The following is a 21,555-nucleotide window of genomic DNA, read 5'->3' as shown; positions in this document are numbered from 1 at the left end:
TTATTTCAGGATAACGTTAGCATTTACCAATATACTTTTAGCCTTATTCATGTCTGCAGGCTTTACTTTGATCTCGTAAACAGCATCCTGCAACTGGTAATCAGGATAAGCGGTTGTAATATCCGCATATCTTGTAAGCTGTTTGATGTATACAACTGTTCCGGTGAGGATTTCCTTATTATAAACGACCTGCATACTTACCTCCTGCCCTTTCTTGTATCTGGCAATAGCACTTTCAGGAACTGTAAATCTGAAATAGGTGCTTTCGGGGATATATCCGTTAAACAATGCAAAACCAGCTGTGGCCAACTCACCTGTATTCAGGCTGATGGTTTCTATTTCCATATCATTGGTGGCAATAATATATCTTTCGGAATAGGCTACATTAGCTTCCTGAAGGGCACCTTTGGCCTGTGAGGCCTGTCCTGCCGCCATTTCCACTTTTTCGAAGCGGGTTCCTCTTTTTACATCATCCAGTTCAGCGACAACGGCATCATACTGCGCTTTAGCACCCTGAAGCTTGGCATATACCTCATCATATGCCTGGGGAGACATGAGACTGTCACGGTACATATTATTAGCTCTTTTAAAAGATTTTTGGGCAAATTCATACTGCTCCTTCAAGCCTTTATATTTAGCCTGAAGCTGCCTCAGCTGATCTGCCGTAGCTCCGTTTTTTGCCATCTGTTCCTGAGCTGTTGCAGCACTTACTGCTCCCTGAGCCTGTGCAATTTTTGCGGAAACCTCCGGGACATCAAGTAACGCAAGGGTATCTCCTTTTTTCACAGTCTGGCCTTCCGTTACATATATTTTGAGGATTCTTCCGGTGACTTTAGGTGCAAAAGAGATCACATCTTTTTTGGTCTTTCCTTCGGAATCATTCAGATTTTCTTTTTTTTCGCTGCAGCTCCCTACTAGAAAAAGAACAGCAAAGAGTATGAGTATATTTTTATGCATCATTTTAATGGTAAGGATTAATACAATTTAGTGATATCAAGCTCCTGAGTCGATCTCATCAGCTCTATTCCGGCTCTTCTCTGGTTGAAAAGGGCATTTTGGTATTCAAGCTCTGCAACCTCCAGATCATTTTCAGCATCAATAAGCTGTGAAGATTTGCTCATTCCGTATCTGAATTCTTTTTCAGCCTGAACCAGAGCATTTTTGGCCAATTCTTTTTCTTTGGCTTTTAAAGCAATCTGGGCAGTGGCAATATCATAGTTGGTCTGATTGTTAGCCAGATTCAGGGTTAATTTTTTTAAAGCATCTTCTTTTTTATTCTGCAGGACTTCTTTTCCGACTTTTGCGGTTTCTTCTGCGTGTTTTCCTTCTTTTCCGTCAAAGATCTCCCATTTAAAGCCCACTCCAGCCGTCAATAATGGAAGTATATTGATATTGGTAGGTCTCCAGTCCAGTTTTGCGCCTTCATAACCCAAGGCAGGAACTGCAGGAATTACATTTTCGGAAGTTTTGATACGGCTCCCGTAAAGCCCGATATAGTATGCAGAGGCCATCAGCTGTACTTTCGGGATCATCCAGGTTCTTTCGGCTTTTATTTTGTAATCTGCTGCTGTTATTCCATGTTCCAGGGCACGAACCTCAGCTCTTTCCTCTATTCCTTTTTCTGAAGATAAAAGTTCTACGGGAGAAAGCACAGGATCAATCATTCTGAGACGTTCTTTACTGATACCTGTCAGAATATAAAGCTGAGTAAGAAGAAGCTCTTTTTTGCCTTCGTATTCCACCATTTTAGCATTCAAAGTGGCCTGTGCCAGTTCTATTTTTTTATGGTCGTATGGCGTAATCAGGCCATAACCGAGAGCTTTATCTGCTGTTTTCCGGTTAATATCCAGTCTTTTTTTACTTTCATCCAATACTTTTTTAGACTGATGAATCAATGCCAGCTGATCGTATGCCTTGGAAATATTAGCCACCACATCATCTTTGGTTTTTTCAAGGAGAATATCTTCAGAAATTTTCTTTTCTTCATTGGCTTTTTTCAGGTATTTTACTTTTCCGCCTGAATAGAGAAGCATTTTGGCATCTGCTTTAGCAATTCCTGAAAAGCCTGAGACATTGAGGTTATTATTGAAACTTCCTTCGGGAATATTGATAAAAGGTGCAAGGTTAATTTCTGGCGACGTTAATCTTGCGGTCGCATTCAGATATCCCACCTGCCCGCTTACTTCCAGAGTGGGAAGAAAGATGTCTTTCAGTTTGTGTCCGTCAAGATCTGTGAGTTTGTTCTGCGTTATCTGCATTTTGAGATCGGAATCCCGGACCATAGCGCTGTCTAAAAGTTCTTTAAAGTCCGGCGCAGACTGTGCCCAGCAAAAAGCAGGAAAAGCCAAAAAACTAAACGTAAAAATCAATAAATTGTTTTTCATGGTTTATGTTTACAACAAATATAATGCAAAAATTTGTTAAATACACGAAGATAATTCGTCAGTATAGTGAATTTAAAGTAAGTTTAAAAAGCGTTTAGTTTTAATCCTCTATTTATGATCAGGATAGCTAATCTGTTTAAGATTAATTTGAGGAATGTTTTAATTGAAAAAAGTTGAATTTTCTTTTATTCATGGGGATTTGCCTTTCTAATTTTATTAAATTCTTTTTTTAAACCTTCACTCATCTTAATGGTTCAAAGCTTTCAACATATCTGTGATAAAAAGCTCTCGTTTACAGCATCATACCTGTTGTCACAAACAAAAACTCCCCACCAATGTGAGGAGTTGTTATTTAAAAATCATTCAGGTTATCTCTGAACCGCTGATTTCATTTTAGCATCAGGACGTAAAATTCTGTAACGAACTTCAAGGTCTTTCGGCACGTAGAATACCAAAGGCAGCTTGCTGTTGTATCTTACGATTTCAGGCTTAAGCGTTACAAACTTCTTAGTTTTCTTCTGATCCGGGCAGGCCATTAATGTACCTCCTGCTTCACCGTTGGACTCTACTTCATAATAGTTATAGCCCCAACCCTGAAGATCCTGTGTTTTCACCTCTCCCATCAGGAAATATTTATTACAGTCCAGCATCTTTTCAGCGCCTACAAAAAACTCTACTTTTAAATCGTTTTCGTTTTTTGCAACAGGCAGCTGAATATATACCTGCTTAAATCCTTCTTTAGCTTTTGGGAACATCTCAATTTCCAGCTTCTCAAACTTTTCTGCCTTCTTTTGTGCGAAAGCATTTACACCTGCAAACATAATCAGTCCCGTCATTAAAGTTTTTGAAAATCTCATCTTATTTTATTTTAAAAATTTTTACTACTTCCCTATAGCCAAAAATCATTCCAAAATCTGAACCTGGGTTCCTTTTGTATGGGCATTCATCTGCGGAGCATAGTAATTCTGCATCGTAGTGATCCCGTTGGAGAACTTACCGGCTGCATTGGAAACAAGGTCATATTCAAAAACATATTTTCCTTTCGGCATGTACTGGATATAGAAATTCGTGGAAGCATCTTTGGTAGACTGATAATAGCCTAAGCTGTTTTTCCACTGGTATCCTGACATCGCATCAGTTGGTTCAAATCCTGCTGCACGCATATCTTTAATATGAATAAATTCCATAGCTCTGTCTGTATTCAGGATCATTCTTACGGTTACTTTATCGCCTACTTTTAAAGGAGTGTCTGCTGAAATTTTCTGAAGTTCTTCTCCATTCACTGTTTTCACTTTTTTGTAAAGTTCCTTGGTGATAGAGATATAGTTTTCAGAAGATTTAATCTTGTCTAAATCTTCATAATACTGCCAGAATAATCCGCCCTGAACAATTCCCGGCCCCGGTTTGGTAACGGTAACAGTTCCTAAATTCTTATTTACTGCATCGGTTTTCACTGTTGATTTCACATAACCTGTAGCCTGGGTTTGTGGAACCAATTCTTTTCCACCCCAAACAATCGTTGCTTTATCACTTTCAGCACTTGTCCATGATTTCCCTGAGTTTAAGATCGTGAAGATCACTTCTGAAGTTCCCCTTGAGCTTCCCCATGAGTTGACTTCTTTCTGTGTGATCAGCCAGACCTTCATGTCTTCAATGAACTTCTGATCATTGGATTTTAATGTATTGAATGCTTCTAAAGCTCCTGCATGATTTACTACTTTAGATCCGAACCAACCCCAGTCGTTTAAGTTCTGTTTCCAGTAAACGCCCTGAGTTTTGGTATCGGTAGAGGTTTCTTTCAGGTAGTTCATTAATTTATCTGAAACGTCTTTTAAGCCGTAATTATTCATCAGTAAAGCAGTACGGTGAAGTCCGAAGAAAGTGAAATCCGTGATTTTAGCCGTTTTTGCTTTCTGTTTCACCAGTGTTTTCAAAGAAGCTCCTTTTCCTTTGAGAGGATATTCTTTTTCCCAATAGTTTCGGGTATCAAGATAATCAATGGCCCAGTTGTTCCAGATATTATCCTTTTTCACATCCCAGTATTTGTCGATCTCGTTGTCTACATACTTAACCAGTTTGGTTACAAACTCCTTCTGTTCTGTTCCCTGATAATCTTTAGCATTATCTTTTAACCATTTGTTGATCTTACCCAGGTTTTTAAGGATGTACAGCGATGTTCCGTAAGAACTTGGATATCCAGGATACCATGAGAAGCCTCCATCAGGATTCTGAAGCTTTCTAAGATCATCCCAGTCCTGACTGATTGAATTTCTCATTGTATTGGCATCAAATAACAGAGCCAGTTTCTGCATCTGCTCGCCTTCGTTTTTACTTTCCAGCACCCAAGGAGTCTCTTCCAGTAAAAGCTGTTTCAGTTCCTGATTTTTTTCAAGATTTGAATTCAGCAGTCCTTTATTCTGATATTCTTCGAAAACAGTTTTCATTTTCGGATTGGCTTTGAATATCTCAGAAGCCAGTACATCTGCGAACCATTTGTTGAAGATCACATCAGCAGAGCTGTTCTGATCATTTTTCAGACTTGGTAATGCAAACATGATTTCCCAGATCGGATTGGTGGTCAGTTCCAGGGTATTGGAAACATTCGTGATGGTCGCAGAGTTTGTATTGGTGAGGTTATCCAGAACAAATGTCTTGGTTTCGCCTTCTTTCACAAACACAGGTACCGCATCTGTTACCAGCATTCTGTTCGGAAGTACAGCAACCGCCTGCTGCTCTCCATCTGAGTAAGCTCCGGCTTTCGCCACCACTTTTAAAATGATGGAAGACACATTATTCGGAACTTTAAGCTTCCATGTTAATGCACTGTTTCCTTTTTCATTTAAATTAAAATTCTGCGTTCCTGCACTGATTCCAAATTTAGACGAAATATTCTCATTCGTAAAAGCGTCTAAGATCTGTAGTTCTGCTGACCCGCTTAATTTTTTATCGGTAAGGTTAGAAAGTTTTGACTGAAGATTCAGCTCATCGCCTTCTCTTAGGAATCTCGGATAATTTGGTGTTACGGAGAATTCTTTCTGTGTTACTACCTGCTTTTCCAATACTGCTGCTCTGGCATCTTTGGTGTGAGCTAAGAACATCAGTTTCCATTTCGTTAATGCTTCCGGAGAGGTGAATTCAAAGCTTACATTTCCTTCTGCATCTGTTTTCAGATCGGGATAGAAGAATGCGGTTTCGTTCAGGTTTTGACGTACTGGAACTTTTTCCAGATCTTTTTTCTCAACTGTCATTTCATTTAAAGATACTGCTGCATCAGCCTGAGCTTCCTGAGAACCTGCGTTTGCACTCACTTTCATTGATCTTTTTTGTACAGCTCCAATCATTACAACTTCTTCTGCCGAAGATGCTTTTGCAATAGGAGAAGGAGGTGATGCTACCATATTTTCAATCTGTAATCCGGCCACTCGTCCACCTAATCCATAACTACTATAATCACCATCAAACCAATTAAAATTCGGTATATCTACATATTTTCCATTGTAATATTTCAATCTTTTCTGATAGTATTGCTGAAGCAGATACTGTCTGATATCATAAGAAGTTACGATAGAATATGGCGTATATAAATTCTGCCAGCTAAAACTATTCACAGCAAACTGATCCAGTGACATATCGTACATATTGGCCAATACTTCAGCATTGACTTTTTCTTTATCGTTTCCTGAAACTTTCACCATCCATTTTTCCTTTGAGTTCGGCTCCAGCTTATCTCTGAAAGTAACGGTTTCAATTTTTAAAGGCTGCTCAGTATTTTTTATTTTTAAAGTAACAGTCTGGGTCTGCACATCATTGAATGCCGCAATCTGGAACTGGATATTCAGTGCTGTCACGCCCTTGTCTTTCGGAATATCTGTTGTGTACTCTAAAACTCCGTTTTTCAGCTGATGAACCTGTGAAACCGTTTTCCCTGATCCGTCCTGAATAAATACATTCACCAGTGCATCGGGAATTGCAGAATACACATATACTTTAGCCTTCTCCCCTCTTGAAAATTCATTTTTAGGTTCAATAACTGTCAGGAAGGTTTTTTGTGAAGGTTTTAAAGCTACTTTATCCCAGATACTAAAATTCTGAGAAGATTTTATCGTGTCTTTTCCTTCGATATTATACAGTTCTAGCTGGTAATCTCCTGCTTCCAGTTTTCCAAGGTCTAATTCTGTAGAAGGCTGCTGTTGTTTTTCAGAAAGTACTTTCTCTGTTTTCCAATTTTTCGTTTCGTCATTTTTATCAAACAGGTCGTGCGGAAATTTGCTGATGAATTCTTCTTTGGAATATTTTGGAAGATTCTGAACTTCTGCAGCAAAGTTATCCCTGAAAATCCTGTTCGGTACCGCCAGTTTTGACAGTTTTACGTTGTATGATTTTTTAAGATCCTGCTCATTGTAATTCAGGGTTTCTACTTTCAATTTTACATTTTCATCACTGAATGTATTCTTGATTCCCTCAGCTTTAATATAGTGAGAAACTGAAGCTACTTTCAACTGTGTATTCGCAGACTGGGTTTCCCCATTAATATCCGTTACCGAAGCATTGATTTCATAGTTATCAATCTGGATTCCTTCCAGTTTTTCATCTTTTTTAAGATCAAGACGGATCACAAATTCTCCTTTCTCATTGGTTTTAGCTTCTCCAAGAATGGAATTTTCATTATCGTCACCCTGAGGGTACCACCAGAAATACCTCCACCTGATATTGTGCTTCCTGATCTCGTAGTTAACGGTTGTATTACTAAGAGCTACTCCTGAGAACATAGTTGCTTTTCCTTTCAGTTCTATGGTTTGTCCGTATTTGTACTCTTCTTTTACCGGATCAAAAGTCACTTCAAATTTCGGTCTCTTGTATTCTTCAACCCTGATGTCTTTATACCCTTGGGATCCCTCGTCTGTTCTCAGGTAAAAAACTCCGTTCAGCTGACCTTTAGGAAGGATAAAGCTTCCATGGTAAGAACCGAATTCATTGGTTGAAAAATTCTGAGAAGAAACTTCCTGACTGTTGGCATCCAGAAGTGTGATTTTCTGTTTTAAACCTGAAATTACAGCTTCTGTTTCTTTATCTATCTTAGTATTGATTACTTTGAAATAAACAGTCTGTCCCGGTCTGTAGATCGCTCTGTCCGTAAAGATCTGTGCCAGGGTGCGGGTCTGCTTGTTTGGGTTATAATCTTCTGCATTTCCGTTATTTCCATACACCTGCATGATCTGGAAATCGTTGGTCTTTGGCTGGCGGATCAGGAAAGTTCTGTAATATTCTTTGCTGTCCGTGGAAGGGAATTTGAAAACGCCGTTCGCATCAGTTTTTCCGTCAATTTTATTTAAAGTTTTATTAGCAACAAATTCATAGAAAGTAAGATTTTCATTCGCTGCAGGTTTACCGTTTTCACTATTGACCAGCTTCAGCGTATTAGAAAGTTGGTTTCTGTCTGTTTTTGTCTGGTAAATTATTCTGTTTCCGGAAACCAAGAAGTAGAAATTCTGTCTGGAATCACTGTCTTTCACCTCAGATCCTGCGACAGCATATTCCACAACGTAAATTCCAGAAGGCAAAGGTTTGATCTCCAATGAAGTTTTATGAACCTGATAGTCTTTGGAATCGCCAAGTTGAAAGGTTTCTTTCCTTACCAGACTTTTTTTAACCTTTCCAAAGGTATTATTGTAAGAATTCTGTACATACTGCATTAATGTTGTAAAATCTTCTTTTACTTCATAGATATTCAGTGAAAATTCTGCCACGTTTTTATGGTCCGCTACAAAATGGATCGGTACATTATTTTGAGTCTGCTGCTCATATTTAATGGTAAGAAACGGATTGGTAATCTGGTTTTCTTTATTTTTTATATTCTCAATGAATGGAGATTTCGGATACTGATTCTTGGCCTGGGCTGCAATGGCCAAAGCTTCTTTATCTTTCTTTTTAGCAATAAGTTCATTCATAACATCTTCCATGATGAGCACTTTATAATCTCCTTCTGTATCAGACTTTAAAAGGCTCTGAAGCTGTTCAAGCTTATCTTTACACTGACTGTAGTTACAGTTTTCAGTAAGTTTTTCCCTCATAAAAAACAGCTTGGGATTTCCGCTGTTCTGCGCAATCAGTTCATCAAAAGTAGCATTGATCTGTGTTCTGTTCTCAGTAAGTTCATTTTTAGTAAAAAGTCCATTTTCAGACAGGAAACCGATCTTTTTCATAGAATACCATTCAAGTAAAGTCGGGAAATAAGTGATATCCTTGATCTCTGTAAAAATATTTTTGTACTTCACCAGAGCGATTTTCTTCATATCCGGTTTCTGCTGATCAAGAGTCTGATAGCTTTTTGTCAGATAGTTTTTAAAATCCAGTTTGCTCCAGGTTTCTATTTGAGACAGATCCTGAGAATTAACATTCGTTCGTCCCTGTATTTCCCAAGAATTCTGGTTGTAATAATCCATAAAGAATCCGTTCAGAAGAACGTCATATACGAGTCTTTCTTCGCCTTTAAGCTTAGTTTGGGCATCTTTAAGTTTGGTGAAAAACTGAGAGGCTGCATCATTTTTATCGTCATCTCCGGTGAGATTCACAATACTGAATTCTGCCTTCAGGGAACGGATAAGCTGGATCGCATTATTTTCTTTCATTGCGTGGTTTTGGATGTCTAAAATAATGGGTAGATTAGATTTATAAGCACCTTTGGTACTATTTTCACCGACTTTCTTCCATTGGTCGTCATAATATTTCTGTGCGGAGACCGCCGAAAAGCTCAGCATTAGAAGCAAAAGCATAAAAATCTTGGAAAATCTTTTCATAAATGTTATTTTTGATAAATGAACTTCTTAAAAATACTGAAAAAAACTGTCATTGACAGCCAAATTTATGTCTCCATTATGGGAACTTTATTTGCAGTATTTTTCATGAAAGAGCAAAACACATTCCGTTTCCCCACTATCTTGTTAATTTTCATCACTTATTTCAGCGGTTATCTTTACACGAAATACCAGTATACCAGACACTTTTTTAAAATACTGATTCTGAATGCAGCAGCAGGCATTGTCTGTGCTTTTCTCATCATTCATAATCATAATGAAATAAGACTTCTGAAATGGTTTATTATTGTGGTCCTGGGATTACTTTACAACAGTTTTTTCCTGGAGGTGTATATCCGGAAGATTCCATTGCTGAAAGTATTTTATGTTGGTCTGGTCTGGGCATTGGTCAACTGCTGGCTTACACTGCCGGAATTCAGTTTTCCTATTTTTCTGAGCAGCTTCTTTTTTATAACAGCACTCGTCCTGCCTTTCGATATCCGGGATATGGAAAGTGATACGGTACAGACTTTTCCAAAGCTGATAGGCGTTCAGAATACAAAATACATTGCCTACGTGCTTGTCTTTATCAGCATGCTTATTGCCACATTTTACCTTAGACCGGTTTACGGGACTGCATTTTTTCTATCGGGAATTATGACCTTTATTTTGATCTATTTCTCTGAAAATAAAAGAGATGACGCATATTTTTCTTTCGGGATAGAAACCTGTTCTGCACTTCCTTTTTTATTTTTACTAATAATGGAGTATTTTTGACGAATGATTATCAAAAAGCTTTCCCTTTACAATTTCAAAAACCATTCGGAGAAGAAGTTTGAATTTTCTCCGCAAATCAACTGTTTTGTGGGAAACAACGGCGCCGGAAAGACCAATATCCTGGATGCGCTGCATTATTTATCGGTAGGCAAGAGTTTTTTAGGGAATACTGATTTTAACAACATCAAAAGGGAAGAAGATTTTTTCACTATTGATGCTGAAGTTCAGAATGAGGACAGTGAAGATACTATCAAGATCTCTCAGCCCAAAGAGGCTAAAAAGATCATTAAAAAGAATGATAAAAGCTATGACAGGCTTGCAGACCATATCGGCTATCTGCCAAGTGTAATGATCTCACCATATGATTCCAACCTGATTTCAGATTCGGGGGAAAGCCGGAGAAGATTTCTGGATTCTATGATATCCCAAACCGATTCGGAATATCTTTTTGACCTGATTCAATATCAGAAAACGGTACAGCAGAGAAATGCATTGTTAAAATATTTCGCAAAAAACAGAACCTGGGACAAGGATTCTCTGGAAATCTATGATGCCCCGATCTCAAAATTCGGGACCAATATTTTTGAGAAAAGAAGAAATTTTGTCGAGAAACTGGGGCCTATTGTTCAGAATTTTTATAAAATTATTTCCGGAGGAAAAGAAATGGTTTCTGTTTACTATCAGTCTGATTTAAGTGAAGGCTTTGACTCCGCTCAGCCTGAGAAAGCTTTTCAGACACTTTTAATGGAAAGCCTTGAAAGAGACCGGATGCTGACTTATACTTCAAAGGGAATTCACAAAGATGATCTTCTGTTTGAAATGGATCATGTGCTGATCAAAAAAATAGGTTCACAGGGACAGCAAAAATCTTTCCTGATCTCTTTAAAGCTGGCACAAATGAGTCTTGTGAAAGAATTGACAAAAAAAACTCCGATCCTTCTTCTTGATGATATTTTCGATAAGCTTGATGACACACGTGTTTCCCAGTTGATCGAGCTGGTTAATCAGGAAAGTTTCGGGCAGATTTTTATTACAGATACACACAGGGAACGTACCGAAAGTGTGGTGAAGAAAATTAATGAGGAAAGTATAATTTTTGAGGTTTGATAAAGTTTTAAGATTATTTCTCGAATATCAGATGCCAAGCCCCAAACCCAGAAAATCACCCTATGAAGAAGAATAAAAAACGTGAATTTCAATCCTCAGAACTTGTAAAATCTTTTGCAAGGATTCATGGTTTTGAACATAAACTGATCGCTTTTGAAATTAAGGATTTTTTGGAAGATTATCTGGATGAAAGCCTTTTTAAGGAGATCAAGAGCGTTAATATTGAAGATAAATGTATTATGATCAGGATTGATTCTCCTTTGCTTAAACATGACTTTCAGATGCGGAAAAGTTTTTATCTTAAAAAGTTTCAGGATAAGTTTGGAGAGGATAAATTCAATGATATTCGCATTTTATAGGTTATTTACCAAAAATATAATTAGAACAACCCGTTAATTTTAGAGCATTTGCTGCGCATGCTGGACACAACTTCCAACAAAGTGTCCAAGATGCTTTAGTCAAAAAAATTAGTGTTCTTCCGGTTTATTAGCAATGGTATTGCTCATCAAATCATCTGCTTTTTTATCCAATCCTGAACTTAAAGGTAAGAAAAACTTAAACGGATGCTTTACAAAATACCTGAAAATCTCCCTGTAAATTTCACTCACCTGTCCAAAGTTCATTTTTCTTGATCTGAACGCTAAAAACATAGACAGACTAAAGCTTACCAGAAAATTGAAGAATCCAATCAGGAAAACTGTGAAGAACGATATCCAGAAGGTATAGGAATCCACTGAAAAGTCTTTTCCGTAAAGTCCTAAAGCAAAATTTCCGGCAGCAAAAGTAATATGCCTGATATCAAGGTCCAATCCGAAAAACAACCCCACCGGAGCTGTTGCCCCTAAAAATACCCCAAACCAGAAGTTGGAAACGATTCCCGGCCAGTTTTTAGCATAATATTTAGATAAGCTTTTCGCAAATTTCTTTCCTAAAAAGCTTCTGATAGAAAGATTTTTTGCAATTCTTTCCGGAATCTGGTAAAATACGGAATTGTTTCCTATATTCCCTGAAATGATCCCTGAAATAAACAGGTAAAATCCAGCAATACTGGCATGTAATATAGCTTTTGACTTAAACGGATCAAGGTCTTTTAATAATTTATCTGATCGTTCTACAGCTAAATTCTGAGAGAAAAAAACATCCAACCCATAAATGATCGCCAGCGCAATCGGAAATGAGAGAAGCACGTTGCCCACAAAGGCAATGAACTGGCTCCTGAAAAGCTTTGATACAAGATGGGCAAATTCAGTATTATTACGTTTGCTGTTGCCCTCTTCTGACAAGACTTTGGTCATCGTAGCAGCAGTCATTGCGGGCTGTTTTGTTGCCAGCGTAAAACCCATCAGATAGATCATGATGAACCCCATAGCATAGTTCATCGAGTATAAAAATGCATGTGAAAAATCGCTTCCGGGAATATAACCGTAAAGCATTTTCAAAACACAAAGCGCACCAACAATAATTCCACCTCCACTGGCTTTATAAAACATGGTCATATACTCCTTCCGGGTAGATGTAATGTAATGGGTACCGGTTTCTGCCGTATGATTGGTAATAAGATGTGAGAGCAGACGTGTGCTGTCGTTAATCAGGTCTGCAATATTATTTTTATGGGATTTATAGTTAAGTATATTAAAGATCAGCTGTTTAGATTTTATAGTAATATCCTGTTCATTATCAATCACTAAAAGCTGTACGATCTCATAGATCCTTTCGGTCTGCTGACGGATCTTCAGCAGCGACTGATTGATCTTTCCGGAAATCCCGTATTTAGCAGAATTTTTAAAAGCAATATTAACAAATTCATGACAGTGCTCTGTATAGATCTTGATCTGCTTGTAACGGCTGTCTTTGGAATGAAGCTGCAGCCCCGGATCATTTTTAAGGTCTTCGGTGAGTGCTTCCAGCTCATTCTGAAGTGCCAGAAAAGGATTATCCAGGTTTCTGTACTGGGGCGCCATTCTTACGACCTCAACTTCCATAGCCATCCCTGTAACACGCCAGGAAAGAATGCTCATAGAGAAGATCAGTTCTTTCTTGACATTCGGTTTAATGATAAAATCTGTAGCTCCAAGAAGATTTAAAAACTCATCAATTTCATTCTCCGGCAGGTTGTGAAGATATTTCAGATCACTTTTGGGCCTGAAACTCACGTTATCAATCATGTACCACACCGTTTTTTCATTTTCTACGGGTGGAAGTATTTTATTAAGGATTCTTTTTTTAAGTTCCGGAAAGAAAGCATTTTCTGACAGAATATTGGCTTCAGTAAGGGAAAGGTTAAAAGGTCTTCCTTTGAAAATATTATGGATGTAATGTTTAAAATTCTCAGCAAAATCCGGATTATTTTTCAGAAAATTAAGGACATCTGTAAAATCTGCCCTTTTAATGCTCTCTAAAAACTCGGCAAATGGTTCTAAAGAAATAGTCTCGTTCTTAAAAGAGAAATATTTTTTAAGAACTGACTCAAAATTTGTGCTGGAATTAAAAAATTTCATTGGGGCAAAGATACTATTTCAAACTCACATTCCTCATCTGTCTCATGATCCAATTGTGTTTCTTTCTTAAATAAGGGGATGGATTTTTAGGATCATATTTCTTTGGATTAGGCAATACGGCAGCAATCCATGCTGCATCCGAAGCACTTAAATCTTTGGATGATTTTCCAAAATAATACTGAGCCGCAGCTTCTACTCCAAATACGCCCTGTCCCATTTCGATGGAATTCAGGTATCTTTCTAAAATGATATCCTTACTCCATACTTTCTCGATAATGAAGGTATAAACAGCCTCCAGCCCTTTTCTGAGCCAGCTTCTTCCCTGCCAAAGGAAAATATTCTTTGCAGTCTGCTGGGAAATGGTGCTTCCGCCACGGATCTTCTTTCCTTTCTCGTTATTCTTCATTGCCTTCTCAATGGCTGTATAGTCAAAGCCGTTATGAGTAAAGAATTTCTGGTCTTCTGAAGCAATGACCGCTTTTTTAACATTATTCCCCATTTCATCATAGGAAATATAATCCCTGTGCAGCTTTCCAAATTCAAAAAGACCTCCAATCTGCGTGATGGTAATCGGCGGATTAAAGAATCTGCCCCAAATAATAAAAACTACATTCAGGACAAGAATAATAAAGATAGCCTGTTTAACTTTTTTCCACATAATTTTGTTTAAAAAGAACTGCAAAAATAAGCAATTCGCCCGAGTTATTGAAGCTCTTTCATATAGGTTAACTGATATTCCGGAAGAAGTTCGGGATGGAAGATTCTGATGTAATCTTTCAGGACAAGATCGGCCCGTACAGCACCACTTTCGAAAAAGTCATTGGCTTTCAGTTTTTCTTTTCCGGCAACGGTATAGATTTTTCCTTTGTTGAATACCTCCAGCTTTCCGTAGAAAGGATTGCCGGCCAACATTTCTTTTTTTGAAGTGTGATTTCCTGCATTCACCCAATACTGTACCTGGCCTGATTTGGCATATACTTCTTCAAAGCTCATCGTCAGAGACTTTTCTTCTTTATTATCTTTCATGATGTAGGAAGCATTGGCATCTGTAATATAGTTGGCCACAGAGGTTTTTCCGCCCGGAAGATACCATACATCTCCGTACATTTCATTGGCCAGCACCATAGGTTTTTCTTTTGCTTTCAGTGCCAGCTGCTTCAGGTGATTATAATTCTTTTCAATTTCCTCATATTTAGCTTGAGCTTCTTTTTCTTTTCCAAAAAATTCTCCAAAAATCTTGATATAGGCTGCTTTTTCTAACGGAAGCTGCTCCATATATTCATCCAGAAAAACCACCTGAATGCCATTATTTTTCAGGAGTTGATAGGCGTTGTCAAAACTTGCGATATAATTGGTGAAAACAGCATCCGGCTTCATGGAAATGATTTTTTCCACATCATATTTCTGTTCACTCCCTACATTCTGGATCTTACCCTCTTTTAACAGATTCTGAATTTTCTCTGAATAAATGTACTCTGGACTTGAGACTCCGACAATCAGATTTTCGGCTCCCAATTCAGAAATGTATCCTGCCATGCTCGCATTTAAAAGGATAATTCTCTTAAACGGAGTCTGACTTGATTTAAAATTATAGGTAAAATTTCCTGACTTCAACTCTAAAAGGCCGTCATGCTCTTTAAATTGGGTCCGACTGGATATGTTGGTCCAGTCCGAGGACGATTTTTTTTGTTCTCTTTTACAGGAGATTAGCGCTATAACCGTAAATAAAAGTAAAATTCTCTGTTTCATCTTTCAAAGAAAAGAAAAAAGTGCTATATTTGCAAACCTTAAAACATCAAGGAAACGACGGCCTCGTGGCGCAACTGAATAGCGCATCTGATTACGGCTCAGAAGGTTACAGGTTTGAATCCTGTCGAGGTCACAAGACCGACATTTGAAGATTTCACTCTCTTATGTCGGTTTTTTTTATTTCCTAATCCGTTGTTATACTGGTAGATACACTGAGCAACAATATTCATTTTAGGTGTTTGAAAACTTTTTCCATCAAATTCGACTTTTTGGGGAAATATTAAACACCCAATCGTCCTTTTTGTTTGAAGATCTCCCTGCTGATAAAGGTTTGCAAGGTTTTCCATCCCGTCAAGTGCATTTTCTATTCTTGTTCTGATGTCAAGCTCTTTACTTTCCGAAACCATTTGCTGAAGTTCCTGTTCCAATTGTTCAATTTGTGATTTTGTGATCTTTTTGATCTCTTTATAATCTTCTTCATCTAGTTTATCTTCAAGATATTTATCTCTTGCATTCGCAACCTTTTCATTAAGCAAATTGATCTCTTTTGAAATTGACTTTCTTTTAGCTTCTATATCATAGGTGAATTGTTTATAGTTATCTAAAAGTATCTCCTTCATAAGTTCTTTGATGATCGGATTGTATTCCAGTTTAGAAATTTTAAGCTCAAAGAGTTCATTTAACTTGTCAGAATCAAACCTGAATCCGCATTTATAATGGCAATGATAGTAATAATAGGTTTTAGACTTTCCTTTTGCCCCACTGGCCGTAAGATTCTTTCCACACCTTGGACAGATCAGAAGGCCTCTAAGGGGAAAACGCTCGTTTCCAAGAACTCTTCCACCGGGGCCTTCCACTTTTCTTTTTTTGTCCATAATGTATTGAACCTGCTTAAACAATCGTTCGCTAATCAATGCCTCATGTTTCCCTTCAATGTAATATGCTTCCTCTTGTTTATAGTCTTCAATATAGATCTTTCCACAGTAAACCGGGTTTCTCATCGCTTTAGCGAAAGCACTTCTTGACATCGATACTCCCTCTCTTTTATTCATTTGTAGCCTTACATGGTCAGCGGGAATATAACCTTTGGAAATCTCATTAAATGCCCAAATAATATTGGAAGCCTCCGGATCCTTAATTGCAATATATTTTTTACCATCTTCGTAGCTTCTGTTGATATATCCGTAAGGAGCTATTCCCATCAGTCGCCCCTCTTTTTTTGCTCTTCGCATTCCATGGAAAGTATTTAATGCTCTTCTGTCATTTTCCACTTCAGGAGTTGATAAATAAATAGCCAACATTAATTTATTTTCAGGAACTGACATATCCAAAGGCTGCTCAATCGCCTGAGGAATGATATGATTTTTTTGAAGGAGACTGATCATTTGATAGGCATCACCGGTATTGCGGCTAAATCGATCCCACTTTGTGAACAGAACCAAACTGCTTTTATGGCTCTTTTTTTTGATTTCGAGAAGATATTTTTTCCACTCAGGACGTTCAAAGCTTTTAGCTGAATGGTCTTCATAAATTATTTTGTTGATCGATATATTGTTGTTAGCACAATACTTCCGTAATCGCTCATCCTGATCTCTTTGTGAATAACCTTTTTCAGCTTGTTCATCGGTTGATACCCTTATATACAGATCTGCAATAACCATAATAGTAATAATTTCGTTAAAATTGAGTTAGATTGGCATCAAGACAAAACTGATATGGTAGAAATTCATCATTCCGATATATTGCTAAGATACAAATTATCAGTCAGATGTAAAAAATTCTTTTAAGGTAAGTTTTACAATAATATATAAATTCCATTATTTCTTCGGATTGCTCTTCATTAATATCGTAGCCAGCTTTTCTTAGCAAATGCAATGCTTTTTGAGGAGAAATCTTTTTTAATTCAATAGATGGGATATATTTTTTACTCTCAGAATATAGAACTTTATTGTTTTCTTTATGATGATGTTTCATAATGATTGGCTTAATGATTATAAATCACCATTAATTTAAAATCATCATTCCTGGAATCTTTTGAAGTGTCTTCATCGTGTACTTGATGGCCTTCTTTTACAGTTATTTAACGACAGTATTTTTTATTATAAACTTCTAATTTTTGTACCTTTGAAAATATGAAAGAACAACATCTGGAGCCTAAACAAGAACTTTATCATTCTATTGCCAAAATTATTGTCGATTCAAAATCAAGTCTTTACAGAGCGACCAATACAATATTATTAAATATGTATTGGGAGATCGGTAAACTTATTGTTCAGGATGAGCAAAATGGCGAAAAACGTGCAGGTTATGGAAAACACATACTTAAAAACTTAGCGAACCAGCTATCTCTTGAGTTTGGCAAAGGTTTCAATGAAAGAAATCTGAATAATATGAGGGCATTCTTTAGCTCTTTTCCAATTTGGAACGCAGTGCGTACCGAATTGAGTTGGACTCATTATAGGATTATTAGCAGAATTGACAACCCTGACCACAGAATATTTCTGACCATATAAAAGCTGAACTTTTAGCCGCAAAAGTTTATGAAGAAGGACGTGGAATCAGGATTGAAGTCAGAGACAGATCAAATTTTAAAGACATTAAAAAACTAATAAAAATAAAGATTGATCACTGACATCTTAATAAAAAAAGCAGTAATGGGTTTCCGTCCGTTACTGCTTTTTTATTAAGTATTTTTAATTCCAATAACAAACCCATTTCTAGTTGGTTACAGAATTGTACTTCTCCAGCCATTCCTTTATTCCTCCGTAATAAATTTTTACGTTCTCGAAACCATATTTCTTTAAGATAGAATAGGCAATGGCAGCCCGGTCGCCGCCCTGACAATAGATGATCACCTGCTTTTCATGGGAAATCATGTCGAGATGATCTTCAAGCATTCCAACAAAAAAGTTTTCTGCATTGGCGATATGTCTTGCTTCATATTCAGTTTTGTTTCTTACATCGATCACCTGAACGTCTTCTCTGTTCAGATAGGTTTTAAATTCTTCAAGATCAATGCTGTCAACGCTCCGCAATTCCAATCCCAAATTTTCGGCACTATCAATGTAGCCCATCATTTGATCCATCCCGATTCTCATCAGTTTCCGGGTAAGGTCTTCCATTTGTTCCTCTTGAGCTAACAAAATAAAAGGTTCTGAATAGTTGACCGTCCATCCCATCCAGGTTGAAAAAGAATTATTCCCCTGGATATTGAGGCTTTTCGGAATAAAACCTTTTGCAAAATCGACTTTATTTCTGGTATCAATCACTTTTACTCCGCTGTTGTAAGCCGTTAAAAACTCCTTCTTGGAAAGTTTTTTCTGTATCGGAACTTCCATCAATAAAGGTCTGTCTGCTTTATTCCACTTTTTCATCATTGCAAAATATTTCGGCGGTTCCGGCTGACCTTCCAACAGATACTCGATGAAACCTTCCTCATCATCTTCATACTTAAATGCCCAGTTTCTGATTTTCTCGTAACCGACCGTAGAACTTGGGACAGCACCCAAAGATTTTCCGCAGGCCGAACCTGCTCCATGTCCCGGCCAGACCTGAATAAATTCGGGGAGTTTGACAAAGTCCTGCACTGAATGGTACATTTCTTTCGCCCCCTTTTCCTGAGTTCCGGTCAATCCCGCTACTTTTTCCAGTAAATCAGGTCTTCCGATGTCTCCCACGAAAACAAAGTCTCCGGTAAAAATCATCACCGGTACATCCGCTGCAGGATGATCGGTCAGTAAAAAACTGATACTTTCAGGGGTATGTCCCGGAGTGTGAATTACTTCCAATGTAAGACGACCTACTTCAATGGTATCCCCATTGATTAAACCAATATGCTGAAACTGATATTGCCAATCCGCTCCGCCTTCATCAGAAAGATACAGCTTCGCACCTGTTGCTTCTTCAAGCTCACGGGAACCTGAGAGAAAATCTGCGTGAATGTGTGTTTCGGTGATATGGGTAATTGTCAGATTATTTTCTTTGGCAAGCTGAAGATAGGTATCGATATCTCTTTTGGGATCGATAACAATCGCTTCTCCGACTGCCTGACAGCCAATTAAATAACTCGCCTGCGCAAGACTTTTATCATAAATATGCTGAAAAAACATAAATGATTTTTTAATGTTGAACTTTAAATTCGAGGAATGCTCTTTAAGCATACCCATGTCGTTATCATCAATAAGATTAAAATAAATTGTAACAACGAGCGCTATGGTTTTGCGATTTCCAGAACCATTCTACCGCTGATATCACCCTTTTTCATCTCATCAAAAACGGTATTAATATCTTCGAGTCTGGCTGTTTTTACAGTTGCCTTCACCCTTCCTTCCACGGCAAAAGCGATGGCTTCTTCCATATCTTTACGTGTTCCTACAATAGAACCACGGATAGTAGTACCATTGATCACTGTGTCGAAAATCGAGAGATCAAAAGTACCTGCAGGCAGTCCATTTAAGGAGACCACCCCTTTACGTCGAAGGGCACTGAGCGCCTGATTAAAGGCAGTTGTCGAGGGTGCTGTCACCAACACGCCGTGCATACCTCCTGTCTCTTTTTTAAGGAATGGTCCCGGATCTTTCGCCTTGGCATTCACGATGATGTCTGCCCCTAAGTCTTTTGCCAGTTTTAGTTTATCATCAGCAATATCAATAGCTGCCACATGCAGTCCCATAGCTTTGGCATACTGTACAGCAAGATGTCCCAATCCTCCAATACCGGAAATAGCGACCCATTCACCAGGTTTGGCTTCAGTTTGTTTTAAACCTTTGTAAACGGTAACCCCGGCGCAAATGATCGGTGCCATTTCTGCAAAGTTGATACCTGAAGGAAAGCGGGCAACATATCTTGAATCGGCAACAACATATTCAGCAAAACCACCATCTACACTATAACCTCCATTTTTCTGACTTTCACAAAGGGTTTCCCAGCCTGTATAGCAATAATCACAACATCCACAGGCACTGTATAACCAAGGTACACCGACAATATCACCTTCTTTGACGTTTTTAACACCACGTCCTAACGCCACAACATAACCTATGGCCTCATGTCCGGGAACCAAAGGCATTTTTGGTTTTGCAGGCCAATCTCCCTCACAGGCGTGAAGATCGGTATGGCATACACCACAGGCAATGACCTTCACTAATATTTCATTTTCGCCCGGTTCTTTCACCGGCATTTCTTCAATATGTAACGGTTCTCCAAATGCGTGGATGACCGCTGCTTTCATTTTTTTTGGTATCATAATTTTGCATGGTATTTGGAGCGGGCGGTCTTAATGAATAGTACAACCACACCCCGATGAATTAATAAAATAAGAAGGTCCACAGTTTGGCAGTGAAGTCTTAAATAATGTTTCCATGATGAAGGGAGTATAGCCCCAAAAAACGATACAGTTTATTAAGAATGATTTTGCTCACTGTATTCCTTAATAAAGTTGCTGATAAAATTATTCCTCAAGCATTTTTTTCATCTCTTTATATTCTTCTTTGGTGATTTCTCCCAAGGCATAACGTTTTTTTAACAAATACAAAGGAGTCTCTTTTTTGCTTCTTTGCCCAGGAATGTCATACGGGGTAACGAAGATCCAGAAAATCAGGATGATCCAGATCAGCCACCATATCAGATTCATCCCCCAGAACTGGTAGTTGTAATTATCGCAAAACATTTTTTATTTTTTTAGATATGATCGTAGAAACCAAGCCATTTTTTCATGGGTCTGCATAAGACCTGTGATGAAATCTGCCGTTCCCAAATCCTGAAACTCATCGCCAAAACTTTTAATATGCCCCCGAAGGATCAAGATAAGGCTCTGGTGATCTGCCAGAAGTTCCCTGATGAAACCCTGACTGTCATTCTTTTCTAGAGTTTGTTCCGTGAGATGTGTAAAACTTAGATATGATTTTAATGTTGCCGGCGCATAATGCCCTATAGTCCGGATTCTTTCTGCAACACTGTCAATCATTTTATCCAGTTGCACATATTGGCTTTCAAAAAAGACATGCATATCATAAAAATCCGGACCTTCAATATTCCAATGGGCATTTTTACTTTTTATATAAAGGAGGTTTTCGTCTGCCAGGATTCTAATCAACTCATCGGCAACAGCCTGGCTGTTGGCTTCTTGTATTTCTGTTTTTGGGTTCATGTTTTCAATTTTTATTTAAGGTTCTTTTGATTTTAATTGTATTTCAAACCTCTTGATAGCTTGAAATTTATAAGTAAAAGTTTTTAAATTAATGCCAC

17 protein-coding genes and 1 tRNA gene are annotated in these 21,555 nt (G+C 37.9%); 6 read left to right on the top strand and 12 right to left on the bottom strand.

Going from position 1 to position 21,555, the window contains the following annotated elements:
• The 4 genes from V6R96_RS06990 to V6R96_RS06975 all read right to left on the bottom strand — a co-directional run bounded on the left by V6R96_RS06990 (position 1) and on the right by V6R96_RS06975 (position 9,181).
• Positions 1-957, bottom strand: coding sequence for an HlyD family secretion protein (locus tag V6R96_RS06990; protein ID WP_111955071.1), 957 nt, complete (start codon positions 955-957; stop codon positions 1-3).
• Positions 958-974: 17 nt separating this feature from the next.
• Positions 975-2,384, bottom strand: a complete 1,410-nt coding sequence (locus V6R96_RS06985) for a TolC family protein (RefSeq protein WP_336378481.1) — start codon at positions 2,382-2,384, stop codon at positions 975-977.
• A gap of 368 nt (positions 2,385-2,752) precedes the next feature.
• On the bottom strand, positions 2,753-3,241 hold the full coding sequence (gene eco, locus V6R96_RS06980) for a serine protease inhibitor ecotin (protein WP_111954741.1): 489 nt from the start codon (positions 3,239-3,241) through the stop codon (positions 2,753-2,755).
• Positions 3,242-3,286: 45 nt separating this feature from the next.
• Positions 3,287-9,181 (bottom strand): alpha-2-macroglobulin family protein, encoded by a 5,895-nt coding sequence (locus tag V6R96_RS06975; protein WP_336378480.1) that lies wholly within the window; start codon positions 9,179-9,181, stop codon positions 3,287-3,289.
• A gap of 18 nt (positions 9,182-9,199) precedes the next feature.
• Between V6R96_RS06975 and V6R96_RS06970 the strand changes: the two genes are divergently transcribed.
• From V6R96_RS06970 to V6R96_RS06960, 3 genes are all read left to right on the top strand, one after another.
• Positions 9,200-9,955, top strand: coding sequence for a hypothetical protein (locus tag V6R96_RS06970; protein WP_336389747.1), 756 nt, complete (start codon positions 9,200-9,202; stop codon positions 9,953-9,955).
• Positions 9,956-9,958: 3 nt separating this feature from the next.
• On the top strand, positions 9,959-11,062 hold the full coding sequence (gene recF / locus V6R96_RS06965) for a DNA replication/repair protein RecF (RefSeq protein ID WP_336378478.1): 1,104 nt from the start codon (positions 9,959-9,961) through the stop codon (positions 11,060-11,062).
• A gap of 62 nt (positions 11,063-11,124) precedes the next feature.
• A complete protein-coding gene (locus V6R96_RS06960) occupies positions 11,125-11,421 on the top strand; it encodes a DciA family protein (RefSeq protein ID WP_111954733.1) in 297 nt (98 codons plus the stop codon).
• A gap of 108 nt (positions 11,422-11,529) precedes the next feature.
• Here V6R96_RS06960 and V6R96_RS06955 read toward each other — a convergent pair whose 3' ends face one another.
• The 3 genes from V6R96_RS06955 to V6R96_RS06945 are packed head-to-tail and all read right to left on the bottom strand — an operon-like array spanning position 11,530 to position 15,309.
• A complete protein-coding gene (locus tag V6R96_RS06955; RefSeq protein ID WP_111954731.1) occupies positions 11,530-13,560 on the bottom strand; it encodes a recombinase in 2,031 nt (676 codons plus the stop codon).
• Positions 13,561-13,573: 13 nt separating this feature from the next.
• Positions 13,574-14,218: a monofunctional biosynthetic peptidoglycan transglycosylase gene (mtgA, locus tag V6R96_RS06950; protein ID WP_111954729.1), complete on the bottom strand. Its 645-nt coding sequence runs from the start codon at positions 14,216-14,218 to the stop codon at positions 13,574-13,576.
• 44 nt (positions 14,219-14,262) lie between these two features.
• Entirely contained in the window at positions 14,263-15,309 is a 1,047-nt protein-coding gene (locus V6R96_RS06945) for an ABC transporter substrate-binding protein (RefSeq protein ID WP_407934743.1), read from the bottom strand.
• Between the two features lie 59 nt (positions 15,310-15,368).
• On the opposite strand from V6R96_RS06945, the gene V6R96_RS06940 reads away from it, so the two are divergent.
• Positions 15,369-15,442 (top strand) — tRNA-Arg (locus V6R96_RS06940).
• On the opposite strand, the gene V6R96_RS06935 is transcribed toward V6R96_RS06940, so the two are convergent.
• Entirely contained in the window at positions 15,408-16,970 is a 1,563-nt protein-coding gene (locus tag V6R96_RS06935; RefSeq protein WP_336378476.1) for a recombinase family protein, read from the bottom strand. The genes V6R96_RS06940 and V6R96_RS06935 overlap by 35 nt on opposite strands.
• Positions 16,971-17,441: 471 nt before the next feature.
• On the opposite strand from V6R96_RS06935, the gene V6R96_RS06930 reads away from it, so the two are divergent.
• A complete protein-coding gene (locus V6R96_RS06930; protein ID WP_336378475.1) occupies positions 17,442-17,822 on the top strand; it encodes a DUF1016 N-terminal domain-containing protein in 381 nt (126 codons plus the stop codon).
• Entirely contained in the window at positions 17,807-17,941 is a 135-nt protein-coding gene (locus V6R96_RS20750; RefSeq protein ID WP_407934751.1) for a DUF3788 family protein, read from the top strand. The genes V6R96_RS06930 and V6R96_RS20750 overlap by 16 nt, the downstream gene beginning before the upstream one ends.
• 85 nt (positions 17,942-18,026) lie before the next feature.
• Here V6R96_RS20750 and V6R96_RS06925 read toward each other — a convergent pair whose 3' ends face one another.
• The 4 genes from V6R96_RS06925 to V6R96_RS06910 all read right to left on the bottom strand — a co-directional run bounded on the left by V6R96_RS06925 (position 18,027) and on the right by V6R96_RS06910 (position 21,457).
• Positions 18,027-19,418: an MBL fold metallo-hydrolase gene (locus V6R96_RS06925; protein WP_336378474.1), complete on the bottom strand. Its 1,392-nt coding sequence runs from the start codon at positions 19,416-19,418 to the stop codon at positions 18,027-18,029.
• Positions 19,419-19,519: 101 nt separating this feature from the next.
• Positions 19,520-20,539, bottom strand: coding sequence for an alcohol dehydrogenase AdhP (gene adhP, locus V6R96_RS06920; RefSeq protein ID WP_336378473.1), 1,020 nt, complete (start codon positions 20,537-20,539; stop codon positions 19,520-19,522).
• Positions 20,540-20,758: 219 nt separating this feature from the next.
• Entirely contained in the window at positions 20,759-20,977 is a 219-nt protein-coding gene (locus V6R96_RS06915) for an SHOCT domain-containing protein (RefSeq protein WP_336378472.1), read from the bottom strand.
• Between the two features lie 3 nt (positions 20,978-20,980).
• Positions 20,981-21,457: a DNA starvation/stationary phase protection protein gene (locus V6R96_RS06910; protein WP_336378471.1), complete on the bottom strand. Its 477-nt coding sequence runs from the start codon at positions 21,455-21,457 to the stop codon at positions 20,981-20,983.
• Between the last annotated feature and the right edge of the window lie 98 nt (positions 21,458-21,555).

The organism is Chryseobacterium sp. CCNWLW53 (genome assembly GCF_037083525.1).
Taxonomy (GTDB): domain Bacteria; phylum Bacteroidota; class Bacteroidia; order Flavobacteriales; family Weeksellaceae; genus Chryseobacterium; species Chryseobacterium lathyri.
This window is presented reverse-complemented; position numbering and strand designations above follow the sequence as displayed.

What these genes read in the sequence shown, in the direction of transcription:
- V6R96_RS06955 (WP_111954731.1), bottom strand. Translation starts at nt 13,560, where the DNA reads ATGAAATTTTTTAATTCCAGCACAAATTTTGAGTCAGTTCTTAAAAAA.
- V6R96_RS06935 (WP_336378476.1), bottom strand. Translation starts at nt 16,970, where the DNA reads ATGGTTATTGCAGATCTGTATATAAGGGTATCAACCGATGAACAAGCT.
- V6R96_RS06915 (WP_336378472.1), bottom strand. Translation starts at nt 20,977, where the DNA reads ATGTTTTGCGATAATTACAACTACCAGTTCTGGGGGATGAATCTGATA.
- adhP (WP_336378473.1), bottom strand. Translation starts at nt 20,539, where the DNA reads ATGAAAGCAGCGGTCATCCACGCATTTGGAGAACCGTTACATATTGAA.
- V6R96_RS06945 (WP_407934743.1), bottom strand. Translation starts at nt 15,309, where the DNA reads ATGAAACAGAGAATTTTACTTTTATTTACGGTTATAGCGCTAATCTCC.
- V6R96_RS06990 (WP_111955071.1), bottom strand. Translation starts at nt 957, where the DNA reads ATGCATAAAAATATACTCATACTCTTTGCTGTTCTTTTTCTAGTAGGG.
- V6R96_RS06925 (WP_336378474.1), bottom strand. Translation starts at nt 19,418, where the DNA reads ATGTTTTTTCAGCATATTTATGATAAAAGTCTTGCGCAGGCGAGTTAT.
- V6R96_RS06910 (WP_336378471.1), bottom strand. Translation starts at nt 21,457, where the DNA reads ATGAACCCAAAAACAGAAATACAAGAAGCCAACAGCCAGGCTGTTGCC.
- V6R96_RS06975 (WP_336378480.1), bottom strand. Translation starts at nt 9,181, where the DNA reads ATGAAAAGATTTTCCAAGATTTTTATGCTTTTGCTTCTAATGCTGAGC.
- mtgA (WP_111954729.1), bottom strand. Translation starts at nt 14,218, where the DNA reads ATGTGGAAAAAAGTTAAACAGGCTATCTTTATTATTCTTGTCCTGAAT.
- eco (WP_111954741.1), bottom strand. Translation starts at nt 3,241, where the DNA reads ATGAGATTTTCAAAAACTTTAATGACGGGACTGATTATGTTTGCAGGT.
- recF (WP_336378478.1), top strand. Translation starts at nt 9,959, where the DNA reads ATGATTATCAAAAAGCTTTCCCTTTACAATTTCAAAAACCATTCGGAG.
- V6R96_RS06970 (WP_336389747.1), top strand. Translation starts at nt 9,200, where the DNA reads ATGAACTTCTTAAAAATACTGAAAAAAACTGTCATTGACAGCCAAATT.
- V6R96_RS06985 (WP_336378481.1), bottom strand. Translation starts at nt 2,384, where the DNA reads ATGAAAAACAATTTATTGATTTTTACGTTTAGTTTTTTGGCTTTTCCT.
- V6R96_RS06960 (WP_111954733.1), top strand. Translation starts at nt 11,125, where the DNA reads ATGAAGAAGAATAAAAAACGTGAATTTCAATCCTCAGAACTTGTAAAA.
- V6R96_RS06930 (WP_336378475.1), top strand. Translation starts at nt 17,442, where the DNA reads ATGAAAGAACAACATCTGGAGCCTAAACAAGAACTTTATCATTCTATT.